This window comes from Thalassolituus oleivorans MIL-1, assembly GCF_000355675.1.
GTDB classification, from domain to species: domain Bacteria; phylum Pseudomonadota; class Gammaproteobacteria; order Pseudomonadales; family Oceanobacteraceae; genus Thalassolituus; species Thalassolituus oleivorans.
The window spans coordinates 2488378-2503430 of the sequence record NC_020888.1 but is presented as its reverse complement, the minus strand read 5'-3'; the positions used below and the strand labels follow the sequence as shown (position 1 = coordinate 2503430).

Sequence of the window (15053 nt, the reverse complement as noted above, 5' to 3'; positions counted from 1 at the left end):
ATTGAGTATCTTGATACTTACGGCTCTGTGGCTTATTAAGCCAGCTTTATTGACTCGTATGGTGACTAAATCTATTGTGATTCTCGCTCTTTAATAAGACGTGGAGAGCGATCTTATAAATAATAAATTGAAAGGAATCTCTAATATGATTTTACTTATCCGTAAGTTATCGCTTGCTGCCGTATTTGCTTGCTCAACTTTATTAGTCGGTTGTGGCGGTGATGTATTGTCGAGTGAAGAGTTAGTGTCGCTATTCCCTGAAGTTGGTCCTGAAAGTACTCGTGCGGAGAACACAGATATCTTGTGTCCATTTCAACGTATGTTGAAGCGCTCTGGGTTATACGATAATGCTGAAGATGGCGAAGCTACGTCGCTTAAGGTAAAAACCGGTTTGGCATCGGAAGCTGCAGAGGTGTTTGGCTGCGATAAGGGCAGTTGTGGAAGCATCATCACACTGGCAAGTATTGCTCAGTGGAATTTAGGCAAATTAGATTTATCTCGTTTACATGAAGCCGGTTCGTTGCTGTCGCATGATTGTGGTTTGACGTTCGAATTTGGTGGTACAAGCGTGAGTGATAGCCAACGTCAGTTCACGTTAGATCGCTTATTGGCGCTGGCCAATACGGAAGGGCAATTGCAGTTCGATGACCTCATAACGGTTAAGCAAGAAATCTGTGAGAGCCAAGGTGTAGAGATGACAGTTGGCGGCGAGACTGAAGTTAAATTGATCTATGCCTATCTTGGTGGTGTAGAGCGGTCTTTCATTGATCACAGCGATGTCGTTCGCTTACTTCATGCTACGATGCCTGCCTATAAAACATCGGCTATGGTTGATCTCGATTTAATCGGCCAAGTGCAATAGCCTTTTGTTGGTTATCTAGGTTTGATTTGCCCGCTTAGGCGGGCATTTTTATGATAGGAAATAGTCGATGCCGACGCCCAATATTGATCCTGCTTTATGTCCTTTATGTAAAACCTCAAATGCTTGTGGTGTTGAGGCTGGTAAGTCGACATGTTGGTGTATGGCAGCAGATTTATCAGTACCGCAGGCGCTTATTGATTCATTACCGGATGAATTGCAAGGTAGGGCTTGTATCTGTGAGGCTTGCGTTCGGCGCTTTTTAGCGACAACTCAGGCGCAATAACCAATCACCACAAGTCGCCATATTGTTCTTTGTGACACAAGTAGAGTCGCACATCTAATTCGAGTTGAAAGTAGTTCGGCTCCATATATTGGCAAAGTTTATAAAATGCCTTGTTATGATCCTTTTCGCGTAAATGCGCCAATTCGTGAACAATAATCATGCGTAAAAAGGCTTCCGGCGTGTTGCGAAACAATGTGGATATGCGGATTTCATGTTTGGCTTTTAGTTTATTGCCTTGAATACGGCTTATAAAAGTATGCAAACCAAGTGCGTGATCGACCACATGAATTTTATCGTCGTATATGACTTTGCTAATGGGCGGAGATGAGCGCAGGTACTCATTTTTAATTTCTTGAGCGTAGGCATAGAGCAAGTTTGCAGAAGAAAGGGTATGTTTGTCTGGGTGCCGTTTTTTGATGATTTCGCCAAGCTTATTGGCCGCAAGAAGCTCGCTGGCCTGATGCTGGACGTCAGCAGAGTAGGCCATTAGGTAACGTAACGCGCGCGGATTCATAAGAAAAGTGGCCATTTAATACATACGGAAGCCACAGTATAAGAGATTCGCCTCTGCAAAACACGGAGCAGAGGCTTATGGGCTGGTATCCTATCCCTTGATAATTAGCAGTAAATTCTGGGCGTGCTCGGCGGCATTGCGTCCTAGTTCTGTTAGGTAGCCACCATCTGCTTGGCTGATTAGGCCTTTGTTGAATAGTCGCTCGGTGGCAGCAATGACATCTGGCGCGGCTGATGAATGAATCTTGATGCCTTCTTGAGTGGTCGAAAGGTTGAAACGAGCAAGGATGTTCAGTTCTGCGGTTATGTCGGGTGTGTAGGGCATAGTTCGATCCTTTTTATGATTCTTGTCATCGTGTTTTCGGATTTCAGTGTACTTGAAAATCCGTTGATACCTATCTGACTTTAGTCAATTCTTCTCAGGATTGCGATCTATGCCCGTTCCTTTAACCAACAAACATCTTCTTGGCTAACCCAAGTCCCTTCCAGCCACTAAGGCTTACTGTGGTTATTAAGCCGCCGATCATAGCGCCAGCAACGCCACAGGTCATGATGTCTTGTCCTGTAAGATATAACCCCGGAATCTGAGTTTTGGGCTTTAGCCAATCTTGCTCAAAGCGGCTTGGGGTATGATCTAGACCATAAATTTCGCCTTCGCTGTAGCGGCAGAAATAATCGGTTGAGAGCGGGGTGGATAGCTCGTAGTAATCAATTTTTCCACGCAAGTGTGGCAATTTTTCGTAGAGTTTTTCCAGCAGGCGCAGGGAATAAGCCTCTTTCTTTGCTTCGTAGTCATCACCACGCTTGCCCCACGGCTTATCTTTCCACTCTGAGTACCACTCGAATGGTCCAGGTGCGACTATCTCAATCGTCGCCCGGCCCGGATAACGGCTGGCGAAGCTTGGATCTTTAGCTGATGGAAATGAGATGTACACGAGCGGCACGTCGTGGTCGTCAGGAGAGACTAAAAACTCACTAACGTGTTTAGCATAATCGGCCCCGGGGTATATCCATAAATTGGTTTTTGGCAGTTGCAAATTTTCTGCGGTGTCTTTTATGCCAATATATAAGCACACGCTGGCCATAGAGCGGCGCACATGCGTGAGTTTTTCTTGGTAATAATCTTTGCTGGGCGCGTTGTCTGGCAGCAGAGGGCCGAAGGTATTGTACACACCGGCATTACTGATAATTGCGGGGGCGAAAATATGCTCGCCATCCGCCATTTCAACCCCTACCGCAGCACCATTTTTAATGATGATTTGTTTAACATCGGCGTAGGTAAATACGTCACCGCCACTTTGCTGAATAACGGGAATTATATTTTTCGCCATTTCCGACGCGCCACCAATCGGATAATAACCACCGTATAAATAGTGGCGAGCGATTAGGGCATGAATAATAAAACTCGACTCATTCGGTGGTAGGCCGTTGTCACCCCATTGACCTGTGAGTGCGGCGATGAGCTCTTGATTTTTGGTCAGAGTTTCTAGTACTTCTTGGGTAGTCTTACGAACAAATCTAGGTGCTTTTTTACTTTGCCAGCGATTAAATGTTCGGGCGATAAATTCGGGTAGTATTTTTCCAATGGTAATGCCCGGCATTACTTTTGCGACTTGGGCTAAATAATCGAGATAAGTATCGATTGCTTGTTCTTCACCAGGGAAATTTCTCTTTAATTCATCACTAAATGCTTTAGGACCAGCCATTAAATTAATTTGGCGATCACCAATAAACAAGCGATCGTAGTTATCCGCGAGTGGCGCCCATTTAAGTTTGCCATCGGTAATGTAGTCGAAAAGGCGTTTGCTCAGAGTATGATTTGCACCCACATCGCCGATGTAATGCACGCCTACATCCCACTCGTAGCCGTTGCGATCATAGCTATGAGTAAATCCCCCAGCGGTATAATGCTGCTCGAGCACAGCGACTTTTTTTCCCATTTTGCTTAGGCAGGCGGCGGTTGTTAAGCCACCAATGCCGGAGCCTATAACGATGGCTTCGTAGGGACCGTTTAAGCGGTTAGCGCGATAACGACGGCCTATCCGTAGGGTGCTCGGTTGCGTGCTCATAAATGACTCTCAATTAATTATTCTTGTATCAACTCAGCATGGCCCTTTTCTAACGACCTAGAAATACCTCGATCAGATGATTTAATGATCAAGTAGCACAGATGCCGTTAGCTGGTTTTGGTCATACACAAGTCGATCCAAGCTTGAATGCCAGCGCTGCGGTACTTTTGCTTATGCACAATTAAATATAATTGGCGGCGAAAATTTCTGGTGGGTGTATGTAGCTGCGTCAGGTTGCCGCGTTTAAAGGCGTCTTCTAAGGTAATTAACGATAAACAGCCCACTCCGAGTTGCGCTTCAACGGCACGTTTAATGGCTTCTGTGTGTTGTAACTGCAAGGCGATGTGTAATTTGGGCAAGATACCGTGCATAGCCCGATCAAACGCTTGGCGAGTTCCCGAGCCACTTTCGCGCAAAATCCAACGAGGGGTGAGTAAATCGTCGTCGGTAAGTGGCCGTGCATTTTGCAACTTAGCGAGTGGGTGACTAGGGTCGCAGAACACGGCTAGTGAATCTTCGCGCCAAGGGATGACATCGAGTTCTGGGTGATGTAATTCGCCTTCAATGAGGCCAATATCCAGTTCAAAATTCAGCACACGTTCGGCAATGTGCTCAGTATTGGCAACATCTAAGGTGACGGGGGCGTCGGGGTGGTCGTTCATATACTCAGCCATTAAGCCAACAGCTAGATAGTTACCGATGGATAGGGTGGCGCCAACATTTAATGGCCCAGCCTCAGCATGGCGAATAAGCGCTTGCTCAAAGTCTTGGGCGAGTGCCATGAGGGCTTCTGCCTTTGGTCGAACTAATCGGCCTTGTTCATTGAGTTGCAGACGTTTACCGACACGATCAAACAACTGCACTTCGAACTGTGTTTCAAAATCCTTAAGTGCACTGCTAGCCGCACTCTGCGACATGGCCAAATGATTGGCGGCGCGGGTGAGGTTACCTGTGTGAGCAATGGCGAGGAAAACTTCCAACTGGCGTAGCGTATAGCGCATAAGTGATTCCAAGTTCCAATGTTACTTGATCGGTAAAACCGAATACCGATATCAAAACAAGTCATTTTACCGATAGTTTGCCGAGGCGTAACCTGTTTAGCAAGTAATCAATTTGTTGTAATTTTTCACGAGGCGAACATGAGTAATTTGATCCGCGAAACCGTTACCAGCGTGCATCACTGGAATGACACCTTGTTCAGCTTTACGACGACTCGTAATCAAGGGCTGCGTTTCAAAAACGGTCACTTCACAATGATCGGCTTGGAGATAAACGATAAGCCGCTATTACGCGCTTACAGCATAGCCAGTGCAAACTATGAAGAAGAGATGGAATTCTTTTCTATTAAAGTTCAAGACGGCCCGTTGACTCAACATCTACAAAAATTAGCCGTGGGTGATGAGGTGCTGGTGGGTACTAAGCCCGTGGGCACGTTAGTGACGGATCATTTATTGCCGGGTAAGAATTTATACTTGCTGAGCACAGGTACTGGATTAGCACCTTTTTTAAGCATTATTAAAGACCCTGATGTGTATGAGCAGTTTGATAAAGTGATTCTGACTCATGGCGTGCGTAATATTTCTGAGTTGGCGTACCGTGATCGTATCGAGAACGAATTACCAAACAACGAATATTTTGGCGATATCGTGCGCGAAAAACTGCTGTATTACCCAACGGTTACCCGTGAAGAGTTCCGCAATCAGGGCCGTTTAACCGATTTGCTTACTAGCGGTAAGTTAACGGCGGACTTAGGATTGGAAGATCTTAATCCTGAAACCGATCGTTTTATGTTGTGCGGTAGCCCTGCCATGTTGGCAGACTTTACGAAAATTCTTGATGAGCGTGGCTTTAAAGAAACCCGCAGTGGTGATTTAGGCCACTACGTGATTGAACGAGCTTTTGTAGAAAAGTGAGAGGAGTTGGCTGTGGGCGTTATTCAAACGCTGACAGCCACTTTTTAAGCAAGGTGTTCAATTGTGTTTGATCTTCTTGTGTTAGGTTATTTAGCAGTTCATTTTCTATTTTTAAGTGCTCTACGATCATTTGATCAATGAGTGCTTTACCGTCTTTTGATAATTGTACGAGTAAACTACGCCGATCATTTTGATCGTGGATACGCTCAATCAATCCCGCTTTTTCAAGACGATTCAGGCGATTAGTCATTGCCCCTGATGTCAACATCGCCGAGCGGAATAATGCCGTTGGCGTCATGCAATAGGGGTCGCCATTTCTCAGCAATGTCGCTAGTACATCAAATTCGCCGGTCGCGAGGCCAAACTGCTGGTGGACAGTTTCGATTGCAGTTCGCAAATGCTGATGTAGACGATAAATCCTTCCAATTGGCAGCATAGGGTTTGGGTTTAGATCGGGTCTTTCTCGTTGCCATTGTTTGGCAATCTCATCGACATGATCATGAGTTGATGCAAGTGATTCGTCATCTGTCATCGGTGGCTGCTCTTATCTGGATAGACCGTAAAATTATGCCGTTAGATTTATCTTAATGTAAAGGTAATTGCTTCTTGGTAGGTAAGCATTTATCTTTTAGTAAAGAATCTTTATATGAAGGTAAATCATGCAGCAGCAATCACAAAGTACACTATCGATTTGGCTGATGGCTTTGATGGCGCCAATGATTTGGGGAACGACTTATTCGGTTACTCAACGCTGGCTGGTGGGGGTTGATCCTTTTTGGCTAGCCGCATTAAGGATCAGTATTCCTGGGTGCTTAATGGTATGGATGGTTCCCAAGTCGGTATGGATCCAATTCGGTTGGCGTATTGCTTTACTAAGTATGCTAAATATCGCCATTTTTACTTCGCTGCTATTTATTGCTATCGGGCGTTTGCCTGGGGGAATTGCAGCGACCTTGGTTGCCACGTTACCTCTGCAAGTCATTATGATTCGCGCGATTTTTGGTATACGCCCAGAGATGCATCATGTGTTTGCTGCTATCGGTGGCGTGGTTGGGGTCGCATGCTTAGTTTGGCAATCGACAGAATCGTTAGATTCATGGGGGGTTGTGGCGGCTTTGTCGGCGAGCTTTATTATGGCGTGCGGTATTTTGCTGACAGCGCGTTGGATTAAGGATATTCCGCCGCTGCAATTTACCAGTGCCCAGCTGTTTATTTCTGGGGTGGTTTTGCTGCTCTACGTAATTCTTAGTGGTCGCGAGGTTCCCGATATTACGCCAAGTGGCATGCTAGCATTGGCTTGGCTGGGGCCTATTGGTATGGGTATGGGCTATTGGCTGTGGTTTCGGGCGATGAAGGCTATTCCAATTCAACGGCTGAGTTTTTTGGGATTGGTCAATCCTGTTGTCGCAGTGCTTGTTGGAGTATTTTTTATGTCAGAAGAGATTAGCACGGGACAGCTCTTTGGCATGTGCTTGGTTTTGTTATGCGTTGTGGTAGGTCAACGGAAGTAGTGTTCTTTGGGGGACGAACTAAGCTGAGCAAATTTGGCACTAATTCTGCTCTATCTTTCTAAATCTTGGTTTTTGACGAATTTTCGTCAGAATTTCGTCGAGCTTTAAGTGCTCGAGCGCCATAAAAAGAATGATAGAGGTGGTTATATGGCAGGTCACGGTAAAGTTAGCTCAGTATTGGATTGCTTGCAGGGCGCATTAGAGATTGCTCGTTTGTTTCGTGCATCGGGCTATGTGCTTGATAAAAGCGAAATGAAGCGTCTTTTGGCTGAGCTGGTTGGCTCCATTTCTGAAGCGAAGATGGAACTGTCGATATTGCAGGGCAATGTTGAAGATAAAGACGCCGAGCTGATTCGCTTGAATGAGGTCTTAACCTATCGCGGCAATATGCGCCGTCGCGGCGATGCGTACTACCGGACATTGGATGGCAAGCCCTATGGCCAGCCGTATTGTTCCTATTGCTGGGAGAAGGACAGCCAGCAATATCACTTACACAATCGCATTCTGAGCAAGGAAGTTCGCGTTTGCCCGCATTGCAAAAATGAGTTTCAAGCGGCGCGCACCCCATATTTCGAAGCCGACAAACTTGCCGTATGAATGGCCAGTGTGTGAATTCTTAATTCTCCATAGCGGCTGACCTACTTGGCCGCTATCATTAGCGCTAATTTCGTTTGCTAATAGTCGTTGATGACATGCGTATTTTTTTGTCGGTGCCCCTTTTACTACTTTTTTCATCACTGGTTCTAGCGGCAGACGCGAGTAAGCTTCCTGTGTTCGGTGTACCTGATGTTGAACCGGATATTGCGACAGAATCACAAAGCATCGAAGTACTGTCCGCTGATGAACTCGATCCACAGATTCGTCAGTTTCCTGAGTTGGTTGAAAAAATACGCACAGAACGTTTAGCCTCTGATAATCCTTATGTTCTTCTTCCGCATAAACCGAACTATTTACTGCCGCTGACTTATCAAACTCGCCCGAGTGACAAAGAACTTGAGCGGGCGTTAACGAGCATTGCTGATGAGCCTGTTAGTCGTGAAAATGGTTATCAGCATCTTGAGGCCGTTATGCAGTTCAGCGTTAAAACGACATTGGCCGAAGACCTGCTGGGGAAATTGAGTACCATCGAGTTCGGTTATACCAACCGATCATTTTGGCAGGTGTATAATTCCGCGATATCAAAGCCGTTTCGTGAAACTAATCATGAACCTGAGCTTATGTTTAATTGGCAGTTGAAGAACTATCCGGTAGAAAGGCTGGGATTATCAATCAATCATCAGTCCAATGGACAAACAAGTACCCTGTCTCGTAGTTGGAATAGGATCATCGGCGAGGCTACGATGCTGATACCCGATGGCGTTTTGAATTTGCGTGCCTGGTGGCGTATTCCAGAAAAAAATTCGTCAGATCCTGAAGACCCCAGTGATGATGATAACCCAGATATTGAAGAGTATTTAGGTTACGGCGAGCTGATGTATTTGCACGTAATGCAGCATCATCAGTTTTCAGCAACGGTGCGTAATAATTTAAATTGGAATGAAAACCGAGGTTCATTGGAGCTTGGCTGGAGCTTTCCAATATCACGAAAAATGAAAGGCTACGTACAGTATTTTAACGGCTATGGTGAAAGCTTAATCGATTATAATCGTTACCAAGAACGCTTCGGTATTGGTATTAAGTTAAGTGATTGGTTCTAGCGTTATTAATCATCCTTATTTCATCTGTTTAGAGAAACTGCATGTTGACCTTTGGTCTGATTATTAACCCTTTTGCGGGTATTGGCGGTGCTGTTGGCTTGAAGGGGAGCGATGGCGAAGCGGTGGTGGCAGAAGCTTTTGCTCGTGGTGCTGAACAGCGCTCTGGAGCACGTACTGAGCAGGCTTTAGAAGTACTTTTGCCTTACCGAGATCATTGTCGATTTATCACTTGTCCAGATGATATGGGCGCGAATTTATTAGAGAAGCTCGGCTTTGATTATCAAACTTTGCCGATATCTATGGCTCTGCCTACTTCTGCCCAGCAAACTCGCGAAGCTGCTGAACTCATGCTGTCGGCAAAACCGGACGTTCTTGTTTTTGCTGGTGGCGATGGCACTGCGCGCGATATTTGCGCCGTGATCGGCGAGCAACTTCCTGTACTCGGCATCCCCGCAGGCGTCAAAATTCATTCCGGTGTTTACGGTGTTACTCCCGCGGCGAGTGGTGAGGTGCTACGTCATTTGTTGGACGGCAAGCTGGTGGATATTCGCGAAGCGGAAGTTCGTGATCTCGATGAAGATGCTTTCCGACAGAATCAGGTTCGCGCTAAACACTATGGCGATATGCGGGTTCCTCAGGCAGGGCATTTTGTCCAAGCGGTGAAGCAAGGTGGCGTCGAGGATGAATCGTTAGTGGTTGCCGATATCGCTGCGGATATCATCAATTCGATGGATGACGACGTTGTTTATTTGATCGGTTCAGGTAAAACGACTCTGGCGATTATGGATGAACTCGGTTTAGACAATACTTTGCTCGGCGTCGATGCCGTATTGAATCGTGAATTAATCGCTCGAGATATCAACGAGCAACAGATATGGGCACTGATGCAAGATCATGTTGCTTGCAAAGCAGTCGTCAGTAGCATGGGCGGGCAGGGGCACGTATTTGGGCGCGGTAATCAGCAGTTTAGCCCCCGAATTTTAAGAGCGTTGGGTAAAGACAATATAGTAATTATCTCGACTAAAACGAAAATTACAGCGCTGAATGGGCGGCCACTGATTATTGACAGTGGTGATGCCACTCTCGATCAAGAGTGGCACGGGACGGTTGAGATTGTTACCGGCTATAACGACAGAATTGTCTATCCCATCGCTTGATGGCCGCGCACTTTAATCAACCTTAAAGCGCGCAATGTTATGCGATAGGCTAACTGATAGCTCTTTTAGCTGTGTACCAGCACCTGAGGCATCTTGTGCCTGATTGTGGCATGAAACTGCCAGTTCATTGATTCGCACCACATTACGATTGATCTCTGCTGCGGCAACCGTTTGCTCCTCGGCTGCCGTTGCAACCTGTGTGTTCAAATCATTAATGGCACTAATATTGGTGTAAATACTGTCGAAAATAATGGCCGATTCGCGTGTTTTTTCAATCCCTGACTGCGCTCGTTCGCGCGACCGCGTGACCGTAGTAACAACACCCGCTGTTCCTTTCTGAAATTCGCCAATGGTGCTGCGAATAGATTCGGTAGATTCTTGGGTACGACTTGCTAGCGTTCTTACTTCGTCGGCTACTACCGCAAAGCCTCGACCTTGTTCACCAGCCCGCGCAGCTTCGATTGCTGCGTTCAAGGCCAGCAAATTTGTTTGTTCGGCGATAGCGCTAATTACGCTTAAGATTTCTCCGATGCTTTCGCTATCGGCTTGCAGCTTAGAGATTGCATCGGTGGCTTGCATAATGTCGTTGTTTAGGGCGTCGATTTCATCACGAGCGGTATTGGCAACGAGTTTGCCGCGCGCAATTTCAGAATGAACTTCATTTACTGATTGCGCAGCGTGATTGGCATTGTTTGCAACGTTATTGATGGTTTCTGTCATTTCACTAATTGCGGTTACTGCATGAGTAATTTCCTGTTGCTGTAAGTTACTGGCTTTAGAAACCTCATTGGTAACGTGCGTGAGCGTTACCGATGCATTCGATACAGAATTCGATGTGTTTTTAACAGCAACAGTCGTATCGCAGAGTACTCCCAGCAAATGATCGAAGGAACTCGACAAAGAACCAATTTCATCACGCGAATTAAAGTTGACTCTTTGGGTGAGGTCGAGACTCTGGGAAATATCACGAATTTTGTTAGTAATCAATTGAATGGGTAAATAGATAGTGCGAGATACCATGGTGATTAAAACAACACTAATACCAATAATAGCGGTGATGACGATGCCAATAGTTATAAAAACATTAGTTTGAAGTTGAGTTACCGCGTCTCTTAAAGCATTTTGCATGATGTTTAACGCTTCTTCGGTGGCATGAATCTGGGTACGCATATCACCCATTAAACCTTCAGTTGGGCTCAGGCCTACAGCTTCTTGTTCCGCAACTAAGGTCAGAAATTCGGTTTCATAGTTCTTCAGTGAGGCATTAAGGTGGGTCAAATTTTGCTCTTGAATTAACTGACGGAACTCTGCAATCTGGCTAATAAATTTGTCGCGATACTTTAAATCGAGACGCAGCATGAAATCTTTTTCATGGCGACGAAGCATAAGGACTTGATAGAGCACATCGTATTGGTTGTCGGCCTTCGCAGTGTTTTCAATTTGATGCACAGCCTCACGCAATCGCCCATAACGACCCGTCGTTGGGGTTAAACCAATATCGTTTTTCTTACTAACTAGGGTGTTAAACTGAACAGCGTATACTGCAATGATATCGCGTAGTTGGGTAACCGGCGTGGTTATCAAATTTAACGTTTTGAGTTCGTCTAATAAGCTGGCGATATGAGACTGTGTTGCCGTGACGCTATCGTTAAATTTGGCCTGATAAGATACATCGTTGCGGGCTAGAAAGTCCTTTTCATGGCGACGTAATAGCAGGATATCGCTTTCGATTTTCTCAATATTGATCTGTGTTTCACTAAGGAGTTTGGTTTTCATAAGCTGTTGAACACTGGCAAATGCCATGATTCCAAGCCCCACAATGACCAGTCCAATGATAACGCTGTGGCGCATCTTGATGTTTAGGTTATCTAATAGCATGTCCAAAATCCTCTACGTAGTGTAATTAGCCTAGCAGGCCAAAAAGCAATGTGCAGAGAATCTTGACAAAGGCAGGAAAGTCGTCGCTTGACACGACGACCTGCTAAATTACATTTCGATAGGATAGGCCGGTTTTTTTTGAATCAGTTCTATTTTGTAGCCGTCGGGGTCTTCAACAAATGCAATTACCGTGGTTCCTCCTTTGACAGGCCCAGCTTCGCGAGTGATTTTGCCGCCAGCAGCGCGTATGGTGTCGCATGTCTCTGCGGCATCGTCGACTTCGATGGCAATATGACCGTAGCCACTGCCCAAGTCGTAGCTGCTTTGATCCCAGTTATAGGTAAGCTCTAATACAGCGCCTTCTGATTCAGATTGAAATCCGACGAACGCTAGGGTGTATCGGTATGCTTCATTGTCGCTGCGGCGTAGTAGCTTCATCCCCATAATTTGGGTGTAGAAATGGATTGAAGCGTCGAGGTCGCCTACACGCAACATAGTGTGCAAAATTCTCATGGTTAAATCCTCTACTGGTTAAATATTTAATCGACCGTTTTATCTTTAAATTCGCACAAGTCTTCTATTAAGCATGAGCCACACTTGGGCTTTCTGGCGACACATACATATCGACCGTGAAGTATGAGCCAATGATGTGCATCCATTAAGTATTCGTTCGGAACTAAGCGCAAGAGCCTTTGCTCCACTTCATCAACGTTTTTTCCAGGCGCAATCTTGGTACGATTTGAGACTCTAAATATATGGGTATCAACCGCCATCGCAATTTGCCCAAAAGCGGTATTCAATACAACGTTGGCTGTTTTACGTCCAACTCCGGGCAAGGCAACGAGGTCATCGCGGTTATCCGGCACGATACTGTTGTGTCGTTCGATGAGCAGTTCAGCCATCTTGATGACGTTCTTGGCTTTGCTATTAAATAAGCCAATCGTTTTGATGTACTCTTTCAAGCCTTCTTCGCCCAATCGCAGCATAGCTTCTGGGGTATTAGCGATAGGAAAGAGCTTGCGTGTTGCTTTATTGACACTTACGTCGGTAGCTTGAGCGGATAGCGTAACGGCCACTAATAATTCATAGGGTGAGCTGTATTCCAGTTCGGTAACAGGGGTCGGATTTTCCGCCTTAAGTCGGTTGAATATTTCGATGCGTTTTTGTTTATTCATAAAAGTAGATGCTAGCAATTTCAATTGATGTAATGGTATCACAGCCTTGAATCGTCGCTTCTTCACACTTTATTATTAATTTTATCATTAGTGCGCGACATTGAGATCGAGATGCATTAACTTACACGGCAGATCCATTCCTGCCAGCAGTTGAGTTTTCGCTATGCACATTGGGCAATCCTACGTTTTTAACTACCGCGTTACCGAATCAGATACCTGCGCCTTGACCGCGACCGATCAGGTTAAAGTTCTTTCAACCCCGCAGATTGTGGCTTTGATGGAACATTCTGCCCGCGAGCTATTGCAGCCTGCATTAGTGGATGGGGAAGCACTGATCGTACAGACCAGTATTCTGTCGGTCATTTCCCCCGTGAGTTTGGGAGCCGAGCTGATTATTGAGGCCAGCTTTCAGGGTGTATTACATGGTCTGTACGAGACGGATATTTCGATCTCAGATCTAGCAGGTGTTGTGGCACGCGCACAGTTGGTGCTGTCACCAGGTAACACCAAAGACTACTATCAAGCTGCGCTGAAACGTCAGCGCGGTATTTCTGCTGTTTGAGTTGAAATAGGCCGGCATTTTTAAAAAATGTCGTTTAGGTCATTAATGCTAAGTAAAGTTCCTGCAAACTAATGTTCAGAGCATTACAAAACTACACATTCTGGATGTCTTTTTCTGTCAATTCGGTATTATGCGCCAAGTTCGAATTTGTACCGTGTAAACAAGGAGAGAACATGAATAAGCACCCAATTTTTAAAGGAAGTTTAATCGCATTAATCTCGATTGCTTCTATGTCAGCTATTGCCAATGAAAATACCTATATTACCTTCGGTGCAGGCCATTTTGACAACGATCCGTTCGGCGATGTCTACGATGATCAAGGTATTCGCGCTCGTCACAGCTATGAAATAGAAGCATCACTAGGCTATATGCTTAGCAATAATTTCGCGGTAGAAGGCTCCGTTGTGATGCCATCTCCGACTCAAGCGTCTGAACGTGCTGACATCAACCAGTTTCGTTTAAGTGGTTTGTACTTTTTCGGTGAAAAAGCATTGAAGCCATACTTAGCACTGGGTTTGGGCCAAGAAGAGTTCGAAAAAGATGGTTCTCCGTCGCTCGACTCTCGAGGTGGCTTTTTGTCGCTAGGTGCCGGTTTGCAGTACGACATGAACGATGAGTTTTTTGGTCGTGTGGAAGCACGTATCGATGATCTACAAGACAATATTTCCTACCATGCCGTATACATGTTGGAAGTCGGTTATCGCTTTGGCATCGAAAGCAGTGAGCGTGTTGCGAGCTATGATGCGAAAGAATCAACCGTTGCTGCTAGTGACTTTTCTTCAGAGTACTATGATGGTTGCTGCGCCGAGACTAACGCTGAAGATTCTACCTCTGCAGAAGCTATGCAATTAGACACTCAGGAACTTGCTGCCTTGCCAGCGACTGCCGCAGGCTCGAATGACGATGACCACGACGGCATTGCCAACGATCTTGATCAGTGTGCACTGACTGCTGAAGGCTTAACGGTTGATGAAACTGGCTGTGCTAAATTCACAGGTTCTATCAGTAATGTCTTGTTCGATGTCGAGTCGTCTAAGTTAACAGTATCGATGAAGAAGATGCTGGACGATGCTGCGAGCGAGCTAGCACAATATTCAAATGCTTCTATCACTGTGTCTGCCTTCACCGATAACACAGGTCCTGAGACGTTTAATAAAAACCTCAGCCAAGATCGTGCTAACAGTGTGCGTTCTTACCTAATGAAGAAGGGTGTGAGTGCAGATCGTATCGACGCGAAAGGGTTTGGTGAAACCAGTCCTGTTGCGAGCAATGATACTGCTGAAGGTCGTGCTCAAAACCGCCGTGCGGTATTCGACATTAAGTAATATCTCTTGATGTTCGTAAAATAAAAAGCCTCGATTCAATCGGGGCTTTTTTGTATCGGCATTGTGGTTTTTGGGGTTGGGAAATGAAGAGGGCCTAACACATGTTAT

Annotated in this window: 17 protein-coding genes; 9 read left to right on the top strand and 8 right to left on the bottom strand. The window is 45.7% G+C overall.

The genetic code is table 11. The features are described 5' to 3' along the window. Window positions 1-145: 145 nt before the first annotated feature. Window positions 146-862, top strand: coding sequence for a hypothetical protein (locus TOL_RS11470; protein WP_015487497.1), 717 nt, complete (start codon window positions 146-148; stop codon window positions 860-862). 67 nt (window positions 863-929) lie between these two features. Further along, the gene (locus TOL_RS11465; protein ID WP_015487496.1) at window positions 930-1145 is read left to right on the top strand and encodes a cysteine-rich CWC family protein; all 216 of its coding nucleotides are present in this window, start codon (window positions 930-932) and stop codon (window positions 1143-1145) included. A gap of 4 nt (window positions 1146-1149) precedes the next feature. Here TOL_RS11465 and TOL_RS11460 read toward each other — a convergent pair whose 3' ends face one another. The 4 genes from TOL_RS11460 to TOL_RS11445 form a co-directional block, all read right to left on the bottom strand. Beyond that, window positions 1150-1659, bottom strand: coding sequence for a M48 metallopeptidase family protein (locus tag TOL_RS11460; RefSeq protein ID WP_015487495.1), 510 nt, complete (start codon window positions 1657-1659; stop codon window positions 1150-1152). Window positions 1660-1749: 90 nt separating this feature from the next. Next, entirely contained in the window at window positions 1750-1983 is a 234-nt protein-coding gene (locus TOL_RS11455; protein WP_015487494.1) for a TIGR02647 family protein, read from the bottom strand. A 121-nt stretch (window positions 1984-2104) separates the two neighbouring features. After that, window positions 2105-3727, bottom strand: coding sequence for a phytoene desaturase family protein (locus tag TOL_RS11450; RefSeq protein WP_015487493.1), 1623 nt, complete (start codon window positions 3725-3727; stop codon window positions 2105-2107). Window positions 3728-3834: 107 nt separating this feature from the next. Beyond that, a complete protein-coding gene (locus TOL_RS11445; RefSeq protein WP_015487492.1) occupies window positions 3835-4728 on the bottom strand; it encodes a LysR family transcriptional regulator in 894 nt (297 codons plus the stop codon). A gap of 138 nt (window positions 4729-4866) precedes the next feature. Between TOL_RS11445 and TOL_RS11440 the strand changes: the two genes are divergently transcribed. Next, window positions 4867-5640 (top strand): ferredoxin--NADP reductase, encoded by a 774-nt coding sequence (locus TOL_RS11440; RefSeq protein ID WP_015487491.1) that lies wholly within the window; start codon window positions 4867-4869, stop codon window positions 5638-5640. A 19-nt stretch (window positions 5641-5659) separates the two neighbouring features. On the opposite strand, the gene TOL_RS11435 is transcribed toward TOL_RS11440, so the two are convergent. Beyond that, complete coding sequence (locus tag TOL_RS11435) at window positions 5660-6172, bottom strand: MarR family winged helix-turn-helix transcriptional regulator (RefSeq protein ID WP_015487490.1); 513 nt, start codon at window positions 6170-6172, stop codon at window positions 5660-5662. 127 nt (window positions 6173-6299) lie between these two features. Here TOL_RS11435 and TOL_RS11430 point away from each other — a divergent pair, with 127 nt between their 5' ends. From TOL_RS11430 to TOL_RS11415, 4 genes are all read left to right on the top strand, one after another. Continuing rightward, window positions 6300-7151: a DMT family transporter gene (locus tag TOL_RS11430; RefSeq protein WP_015487489.1), complete on the top strand. Its 852-nt coding sequence runs from the start codon at window positions 6300-6302 to the stop codon at window positions 7149-7151. A gap of 147 nt (window positions 7152-7298) precedes the next feature. Continuing rightward, window positions 7299-7748: a hypothetical protein gene (locus tag TOL_RS11425; RefSeq protein ID WP_015487488.1), complete on the top strand. Its 450-nt coding sequence runs from the start codon at window positions 7299-7301 to the stop codon at window positions 7746-7748. Between the two features lie 95 nt (window positions 7749-7843). Next, the gene (locus TOL_RS11420; RefSeq protein WP_015487487.1) at window positions 7844-8848 is read left to right on the top strand and encodes a phospholipase A; all 1005 of its coding nucleotides are present in this window, start codon (window positions 7844-7846) and stop codon (window positions 8846-8848) included. 41 nt (window positions 8849-8889) lie between these two features. Beyond that, the gene (locus tag TOL_RS11415) at window positions 8890-10005 is read left to right on the top strand and encodes an ATP-NAD kinase family protein (protein WP_015487486.1); all 1116 of its coding nucleotides are present in this window, start codon (window positions 8890-8892) and stop codon (window positions 10003-10005) included. Window positions 10006-10017: 12 nt separating this feature from the next. On the opposite strand, the gene TOL_RS11410 is transcribed toward TOL_RS11415, so the two are convergent. From TOL_RS11410 to nth, 3 genes are all read right to left on the bottom strand, one after another. Beyond that, on the bottom strand, window positions 10018-11883 hold the full coding sequence (locus TOL_RS11410; protein WP_015487485.1) for a methyl-accepting chemotaxis protein: 1866 nt from the start codon (window positions 11881-11883) through the stop codon (window positions 10018-10020). Between the two features lie 108 nt (window positions 11884-11991). Continuing rightward, a complete protein-coding gene (gloA, locus tag TOL_RS11405; RefSeq protein WP_015487484.1) occupies window positions 11992-12396 on the bottom strand; it encodes a lactoylglutathione lyase in 405 nt (134 codons plus the stop codon). 26 nt (window positions 12397-12422) lie between these two features. Continuing rightward, window positions 12423-13058, bottom strand: coding sequence for an endonuclease III (nth, locus tag TOL_RS11400; protein ID WP_015487483.1), 636 nt, complete (start codon window positions 13056-13058; stop codon window positions 12423-12425). 163 nt (window positions 13059-13221) lie between these two features. On the opposite strand from nth, the gene TOL_RS11395 reads away from it, so the two are divergent. Both TOL_RS11395 and TOL_RS18410 read left to right on the top strand, forming a co-directional pair. After that, a complete protein-coding gene (locus TOL_RS11395; RefSeq protein WP_015487482.1) occupies window positions 13222-13620 on the top strand; it encodes a thioesterase family protein in 399 nt (132 codons plus the stop codon). 173 nt (window positions 13621-13793) lie between these two features. After that, window positions 13794-14945: an OmpA family protein gene (locus TOL_RS18410; RefSeq protein WP_015487480.1), complete on the top strand. Its 1152-nt coding sequence runs from the start codon at window positions 13794-13796 to the stop codon at window positions 14943-14945. Window positions 14946-15053 lie beyond the last annotated feature (108 nt).

Excerpts from the sequence above, each read along its gene's own strand:
- TOL_RS11470 (WP_015487497.1), top strand. The coding sequence starts at position 146 with ATGATTTTACTTATCCGTAAGTTATCGCTTGCTGCCGTATTTGCTTGC.
- TOL_RS11465 (WP_015487496.1), top strand. The coding sequence starts at position 930 with ATGCCGACGCCCAATATTGATCCTGCTTTATGTCCTTTATGTAAAACC.
- TOL_RS11460 (WP_015487495.1), bottom strand. The coding sequence starts at position 1,659 with ATGAATCCGCGCGCGTTACGTTACCTAATGGCCTACTCTGCTGACGTC.
- TOL_RS11455 (WP_015487494.1), bottom strand. The coding sequence starts at position 1,983 with ATGCCCTACACACCCGACATAACCGCAGAACTGAACATCCTTGCTCGT.
- TOL_RS11450 (WP_015487493.1), bottom strand. The coding sequence starts at position 3,727 with ATGAGCACGCAACCGAGCACCCTACGGATAGGCCGTCGTTATCGCGCT.
- TOL_RS11445 (WP_015487492.1), bottom strand. The coding sequence starts at position 4,728 with ATGCGCTATACGCTACGCCAGTTGGAAGTTTTCCTCGCCATTGCTCAC.
- TOL_RS11440 (WP_015487491.1), top strand. The coding sequence starts at position 4,867 with ATGAGTAATTTGATCCGCGAAACCGTTACCAGCGTGCATCACTGGAAT.
- TOL_RS11435 (WP_015487490.1), bottom strand. The coding sequence starts at position 6,172 with ATGACAGATGACGAATCACTTGCATCAACTCATGATCATGTCGATGAG.
- TOL_RS11430 (WP_015487489.1), top strand. The coding sequence starts at position 6,300 with ATGCAGCAGCAATCACAAAGTACACTATCGATTTGGCTGATGGCTTTG.
- TOL_RS11425 (WP_015487488.1), top strand. The coding sequence starts at position 7,299 with ATGGCAGGTCACGGTAAAGTTAGCTCAGTATTGGATTGCTTGCAGGGC.
- TOL_RS11420 (WP_015487487.1), top strand. The coding sequence starts at position 7,844 with ATGCGTATTTTTTTGTCGGTGCCCCTTTTACTACTTTTTTCATCACTG.
- TOL_RS11415 (WP_015487486.1), top strand. The coding sequence starts at position 8,890 with ATGTTGACCTTTGGTCTGATTATTAACCCTTTTGCGGGTATTGGCGGT.
- TOL_RS11410 (WP_015487485.1), bottom strand. The coding sequence starts at position 11,883 with ATGCTATTAGATAACCTAAACATCAAGATGCGCCACAGCGTTATCATT.
- gloA (WP_015487484.1), bottom strand. The coding sequence starts at position 12,396 with ATGAGAATTTTGCACACTATGTTGCGTGTAGGCGACCTCGACGCTTCA.
- nth (WP_015487483.1), bottom strand. The coding sequence starts at position 13,058 with ATGAATAAACAAAAACGCATCGAAATATTCAACCGACTTAAGGCGGAA.
- TOL_RS11395 (WP_015487482.1), top strand. The coding sequence starts at position 13,222 with ATGCACATTGGGCAATCCTACGTTTTTAACTACCGCGTTACCGAATCA.
- TOL_RS18410 (WP_015487480.1), top strand. The coding sequence starts at position 13,794 with ATGAATAAGCACCCAATTTTTAAAGGAAGTTTAATCGCATTAATCTCG.